This window comes from Oxalicibacterium sp., from assembly GCF_035565035.1.
In the GTDB taxonomy this organism is placed as follows: domain Bacteria; phylum Pseudomonadota; class Gammaproteobacteria; order Burkholderiales; family Burkholderiaceae_D; genus Oxalicibacterium.
The window spans coordinates 1-4,732 of sequence record NZ_DATMTD010000064.1; the positions used below are offsets into that span (position 1 = coordinate 1).

Genomic DNA, 4,732 nt, shown 5'->3' on the forward strand with positions numbered 1-4,732 from the left:
CTCGGCAATCTCTTCGGTACGCCGCGTCGTGTCGCGCTCGGCATGGGCGCTTCGGACCTGAGCGAGTTACGACGTATCGGTCATGTGCTGGCCAGCCTGAAGGAACCTGAACCGCCGAAGGGGTTCAAGGACGTGCTGGGCCTCGGTGCGCTGGTCAAATCGCTATGGGATATGTCGCCCAAGGAGTTGCGCGGCGGGCCTTGCCAGGAAATCGTCTGGGAAGGCAACGACGTCGATCTGGCGCGCTTGCCGATCCAGCATTGCTGGCCAGGTGACATCGCGCCGCTGATTACCTGGGGACTGGTGATTACGAAAGGGCCGCACAAGAAAAGGCAGAATCTGGGCATTTATCGCCAGCAGGTGATCGGTCGCAACAAGGTCATCATGCGCTGGCTGGCGCACCGCGGCGGCGCCCTCGATTTTCGCGAACACTCTATAGTTAACAGGGGTAAGCCGTATCCGGTTGCGGTTGCGCTCGGCGCAGATCCTGCAACGATTCTCGGAGCAGTGACGCCAGTGCCGGATACCTTGTCCGAGTATCAATTTGCAGGTTTGCTGCGTGGCAGTCGCACGGAACTGGTCAAAGCGATCGGCAGCGAATTGCGCGTACCAGCCTCGGCGGAAATCGTGCTGGAAGGCCATATCTATCCAGACGAATCGCATCCTTCCGGCTACGAGCATGCGCTGGAAGGCCCGTTTGGCGATCATACCGGCTACTACAACGAGCAGGACAATTTCCCGGTTTTTACGATCGACCGCATTACGATGCGGCGCGATCCGATTTATCACTCCACTTATACGGGCAAGCCGCCGGACGAGCCCGCCGTGTTAGGTGTGGCGCTGAACGAAGTTTTCATCCCCCTGCTGCAGAAGCAGTTTACGGAAATTACCGATTTCTACCTGCCGCCGGAGGGCTGCAGCTACCGCATGGCGGTGGTGCAAATGAAAAAATCCTATCCCGGCCATGCCAAGCGGGTGATGCTGGGCGTCTGGAGCTTTCTGCGCCAGTTCATGTATACCAAGTTCATCGTCGTCGTGGACGAGGACGTGAATATTCGCGACTGGAAGGAAGTGATCTGGGCGATCACGACGCGGGTCGACCCGACGCGCGATACCACGCTGGTCGACAACACGCCGATCGATTATCTGGATTTTGCGTCGCCGGTCAGCGGACTCGGCAGCAAGATGGGCATCGATGCTACCAACAAGTGGCCGGGTGAAACGGATCGCGAGTGGGGCCGGGTAATCGAGATGAGCGACGAAGTCAGGAAGAAGGTCGATCTGATCTGGCAACAGCTCGGTATCTAGACGAGACGGGAGGGCCGCCTGTTCGGTTTCGCGTTAACGATTCGCGCGGCTCCGATGTCGCTTCATATGAGAAAGTAGAAAGCAGGCGGGCGTCTTTGCTGGTAAAATACTTGTCGGCGGGCCCCTGCGCATTGTGGCATGGTCAACCTGGTCAGGTCGGGAACGAAGCAGCCACAGCCATTTCCTGCAAGTGCCGTAGACAAGGCTCGCCTTCTGTTTTTCCCTCACATACTCCCCGTTTTCTGTTCTCCGTTCCGCTTCGCGGCATGTTTTCGTGTCTGAGGGCGCTGGCGCTTATTGCCTCGATTCCGAAAAGAATGTGTCTTTAAATTTTTCTTAACGGCGACACATTTATGGGATGTTCGGGCCGACGGAAACCGGGCAAAATGTTGTGCAAAGATTATCGTTATGGTCTGGTATTTGCATGGTATGCGAGCGGTTACAGCAGCGTGAATGCGGGGACGGCATGAAAATGGGTGGAACGGAATTGTGGATGCCCGAGGGCGGCGCAATGGGGGCATTGATCCGCGCAACCGACTGGTCCGGGACATCGCTGGGCGACATCTCATGCTGGCCGGAGGCATTGCGATTGACGACGGGAATCTGTCTCGATTCGCAATTTGCTATCGCAGTCTGGTGGGCCGCTGATTTGATTCAGCTATATAACGATGCCTATCGCGAGCTGATGGGCGAAGCCCGGCATCGCAATGCATACGCCCGTTCCGCGCTCGCTACCCAGCAGGAAATGCTGCCCAAGCTGGATGAACTTGCGCAGCAAGTCATGGAATGCGGCGAAGCGGTGCGCGGCTATGATTTGCGTCTGGTCATCGAGCGCAACGGCTATCCCGAAGACCGCTATTTCACTTTTTCCTTCAGCCCCATCCGGCAATCGGACGGCATCGTGGCCGGCATGCTCGTTGCCGCGCATGAACGCACGGCCAAGATGCTGGTTGCGCGGCGTTTGCGTGACAGCGATGCGCGTCTGGTCGCCGCACTGAACGCGGCCAAGATGGCAAGCTGGGAATGGGACTTGCAATCGGATCAGTTAATCATGTCCGATTCCGCAACCGAAGTATTCGGATTGCCGCCAGGCGAAGTGCTGCACGACAGCGGACAGGGTTTCGCCCTGGTGCATCCGGATGATGTCGCCCGTCATCGCACCTTGGTCGAATCAGCGATCGCCGCAAAGGGAAGCTGGCACGGCGAATTTCGCATTGTCCGTCCGCGCGATGGCGAGATCGCATGGCTGGAGGAGCGCGGCATGACGACCTGTAATGCCATCACCGGGAAAGTTGGCACGACGGGTTTGGTATGGGATGTCACAGCCAGCAAGCGCGCGGAGGACGCCTTGCGCCTTGCCGATCGCCGCAAGGATGAATTTCTTGCGACGCTGGCACACGAATTACGCAATCCGCTGGCACCGATCCGCAGCGCCGCGCATTTGTTGGGCGAAACGGAGCTAACGGCAGAACTGCTGCAGCGCTGCCGTGAAATCATTGATCGCCAAGCAGGCCATATGACGCGCCTGCTGGAGGATCTGCTTGACGTGTCACGCATCACCAGCGGCAGGCTCGATCTGAAGAAACGGCCGGTCACGCTGCGGGAAGTAGTCGACAGTGCAGTCGAAACCGTACGGCCGATGATCGACATCAAGGCACATCTACTGCACGTGAAGCTGCCGGACGAAACCATTCTGCTGGACGTCGATCCGTTACGCATTGCGCAGGTATTGACCAACCTGCTGACGAACGCTGCAAAATATACCGATCGCGAGGGGCGCATCGAACTTGACGCGGCCGTCGACGATGGCGTGCTGACGGTAACGATTTCCGATAACGGAATCGGCGTGGCGGCGCAGGATCTGCCGCATCTGTTTGAAATGTTTTCCCAGGTCAGCTCGGCGATCGACCGCTCGGAAGGCGGACTGGGCATCGGCCTTGCCTTGTCCAAGGGCTTGCTCGATCTGCACGGCGGCAGGATTGCCGCTCACAGCCGCGGTTTGGGGCAGGGAATGCGATTCGTCGTCCGGCTGCCGCTGCCACTTGAACAGAAAAACGCGGTGCTTGCGCCGTCAGCGCCCGTCAATACGGCACGGCATGGAAAAACCATCCTGCTGATCGACGACAATCGGGACGCAGCCGATTGCCTGTCAGTGATTTTCCAGATCGCGGGGTATCGGGTGCTCACTGCGTATAACGGCCTGGATGGCTTGGCGACAGGCGCCAAAGAAAAGCCGCATATTGTGATTCTCGATATCGGCATGCCGAAGATGAACGGCTACGAAGTCGCCAGCCGCATGCGCGGCGAAGACTGGGGGCGTGCCGCGTTGCTGATAGCCGCAACCGGCTGGGGACAGGAAACCGACAAGCGTATGGCTTATGATGCCGGCTTCGACCATCATTTGACCAAGCCTTTCGACCCGCGCGAAGCGTTGGCGGCGCTGGCACAATGGGAAAAGGAAAAAGGCAGTGCGCTGGAAAAAAACTGAAAACGGCATCACATCGCCGCCGCCATTTGCCAATGGTGACGTCGTCTGCCGATGCGCAGACATCGAAGAAAATGCCTACCTTCGGTCCCGGCCCGAATGGCTTGCGACAGCGCGCACCTGGCTGCTGTTGTGGTCGGTGACCGTGTTGCTGATGCTGGAAGACGACGCCGCGATCATTGCCTTGATGTTTTGCTGAATGCGTCAGTGCAACCTGCCCTTGGCTTCTTTCTGTTGCTGTACGCGTTCGGCAATTTCCAGTATCTCCGCCAATTCCTGTTCCGCATCGGATTCGATCAGTTCGATCTCGTCATGGTCGAGCGCTTCGTCGATCACCACCATTTCCATCCGAAAAATCGCCGGGTAGCTGTTGGTAACGGTTTGCAGCAGCGCATCCAGCTTCTTGCGCGGAATCGCCGCCTTGATGCGGCTCGCCAGAAAAAGCCGCACGATGGTAAGACTGTTTTTGCGACTCAAATCCTGGATGGCGGATGCCTCGTGCCGCAACCAGGCGGGAAAGTCTTCAGGCGTGACGAAATCCGGAACGGTTAACACCGAAACATGAAAATCGACATTCAAGTTGCCCATGGCTTTCTCCGCAGTGTTGCCGTTGTAACCGGTTCAATTATAGGCACGCGAAAAAGCGGCCGTCTCGATTTCTCGTTCGCCTGCCGTGCAATCGGTAATTTTTACCAACGATGCCGGTGAGAAGCGCAGGGTAGGAACCCGAAGCGTCACGCTATCCCAACTTTGCGCTTGGTATAAAAACTGCATCGCATGCCGCAGTTGTTCATGTATCTCATGAACATGGGAGAAAAGTTTTCAATTGCGATAACTTTTTCGATCGCGAATGAAGCGGACTTTGTGAATTTCGTTTAAACCGCCCGATTTTTAGAAATCGGCATATTCGAATTGGTTTTTATCTACTAGAATCTTTTC

Annotated in this window: 4 protein-coding genes and 1 other RNA gene; 4 read left to right on the plus strand and 1 reads right to left on the minus strand. The window is 57.1% G+C overall.

Annotated elements, in window-relative coordinates; translation table 11 throughout:
• From VN114_RS05865 to VN114_RS05880, 4 genes are all read left to right on the plus strand, one after another.
• On the plus strand, positions 1-1,308 hold a 1,308-nt coding region (locus tag VN114_RS05865; protein WP_325512933.1), incomplete at its 5' end, for a UbiD family decarboxylase.
• 115 nt (positions 1,309-1,423) lie between these two features.
• An RNA gene (ffs, locus tag VN114_RS05870) (signal recognition particle sRNA small type) lies at positions 1,424-1,522 on the plus strand.
• A gap of 279 nt (positions 1,523-1,801) precedes the next feature.
• Positions 1,802-3,796 carry an ATP-binding protein gene (locus VN114_RS05875; RefSeq protein ID WP_325512935.1) on the plus strand — a complete coding sequence of 665 codons (1,995 nt, stop codon included), beginning with the start codon at positions 1,802-1,804 and terminating at the stop codon, positions 3,794-3,796.
• Positions 3,777-3,992 (plus strand): hypothetical protein, encoded by a 216-nt coding sequence (locus VN114_RS05880; RefSeq protein ID WP_325512937.1) that lies wholly within the window; start codon positions 3,777-3,779, stop codon positions 3,990-3,992. The genes VN114_RS05875 and VN114_RS05880 overlap by 20 nt, the downstream gene beginning before the upstream one ends.
• A 5-nt stretch (positions 3,993-3,997) precedes the next feature.
• Here the strand turns inward: VN114_RS05880 and VN114_RS05885 are convergent, their stop codons facing one another.
• Positions 3,998-4,381 (minus strand): hypothetical protein, encoded by a 384-nt coding sequence (locus VN114_RS05885; protein WP_325512939.1) that lies wholly within the window; start codon positions 4,379-4,381, stop codon positions 3,998-4,000.
• Positions 4,382-4,732: the final 351 nt, after the last annotated feature.

Coding starts and splice junctions, on each gene's coding strand:
- VN114_RS05875 (WP_325512935.1), top strand. CDS start 1,802: ATGCCCGAGGGCGGCGCAATGGGGGCATTGATCCGCGCAACCGACTGG.
- VN114_RS05885 (WP_325512939.1), bottom strand. CDS start 4,381: ATGGGCAACTTGAATGTCGATTTTCATGTTTCGGTGTTAACCGTTCCG.